Annotated in this window: 1 protein-coding gene; it reads left to right on the plus strand. The window is 76.2% G+C overall.

What is annotated here, in order from left to right:
- Positions 1 to 72: 72 nt before the first annotated feature.
- A complete protein-coding gene (locus KBX53_RS33190) occupies positions 73 to 756 on the plus strand; it encodes a hypothetical protein (RefSeq protein WP_210863812.1) in 684 nt (227 codons plus the stop codon).
- The last annotated feature ends 560 nt before the right edge of the window (positions 757 to 1,316 follow it).

The raw sequence follows: 1,316 nt of genomic DNA on the forward strand, positions 1-1,316 counted from the left end.
GCTCTGATCCGACGAGGCCCCTCCCCGGCGCTGCGGCGTCGGGGAGGGGCCTCCCTCATCGGTAGGGAGGGGATGTCCGTGACGGGTATCCGCAAGGTGTTGGCCGCCGGGTCCGTCGGACTGGCCCTGACCCTGTTCGCCGCCGCCCCGGCGGCGCACGCCGCCCCGGCGGCGCACGCCGCCCCGGCGGCGCAGGCGGCGCAGGCGGCGCAGGCCGCTCAGGTCGCGAAGGTCGCTCCAGCGGCGCAGGCGGCCCGGGTGGTGCAGGGCGCCCCAGCGGCGCAAGCCGCTCCGGCGGCCCGGGCGGCGCAGGCCGACAAGCTCAAGCTCACGGTGGCCGGCGACGGCGCTCAGGGCGTCACCATCCAGGCCAGCTACACCGATGGCCGCCGGCTGGAACAGGTGGTGCGGCTGGTCCTCACCGCCACCGGCCCGGACGGGCAGAAGGTCGGGCCGGTGCAGTTGGAACCGCAGCCCGAGGGGCACGGCTTCTACAGCAGCGGCCCGGTCCTCTCCACCGGCACCTGGAAGGTGACGGTGAACTCCCCCGCCCCGTTGCCGGGCAAGGCCACCGCCACGGTGCAGGCCCGGGCGGCGCAGTCACCGCCGGCGCCCGAGCCGGTCGCGGTGACCAAGCCAACGGACGGGGCAGGCGAGGCGGGCGCCGGCTGGTGGCCGTTCGCGGCGGCCGGCCTGGTCCTCGTCGCCGCGGCGATGGGGGTGGCCATGCTGTTCGGCCGCCGCCGCACCGACTGACGAAGACGATCTCGCCGCCGCACCGACGGATCACCACGATCTCGCCGCCGCTCCGACGGATCACCACGATCTCGCCGCCGCACCGACAGACCACGACGATCTCGCCGCCGCTCCGACAGACCGCGACGATCTCGCCGGGGCGGCCGACTGAGCGACACTGACGACGGAACGGGCCGGGCCGCAACCAGCGGCCCGGCCCATCGTCATCTCACCCACCGAGCCGGATTGGTCGGTCACCGCCAGCCCGCGCTGGCGTCACCGGGCCGCGGTCATGATCGACTCGACTTTCATGAAACCGCGCCTTCCCCGGCCCCAGGTCACCGCGACTTCCAGGAACACGAGTGGATCAAGGCGCCGCGCCGCACCGCGCCGGCCGCACCGACCGAGCCCGGCCGCACCACGAGCCCGGCCGCACCACGAGCCCGGCCGCACCGCGAGCCCGGCCGCACCGCGAGCCAGGCCGAACCGCGCCAGGCCGCGCCGCTCAGAGGACGGCGCGCAGCGCCGCCAGGTCCTCGTCGCTGGGCTCCCAGGTGCCGGCGGCGGCGTTGGCGCGTACC

The organism is Micromonospora sp. M51 (assembly GCF_018070305.1).
GTDB classification, from domain to species: Bacteria; Actinomycetota; Actinomycetes; order Mycobacteriales; family Micromonosporaceae; genus Micromonospora; species Micromonospora parva.

Bases quoted from the DNA above. Each gene is read 5' to 3' on its own strand.
- KBX53_RS33190 (WP_210863812.1), top strand. From the start codon at position 73: ATGTCCGTGACGGGTATCCGCAAGGTGTTGGCCGCCGGGTCCGTCGGA.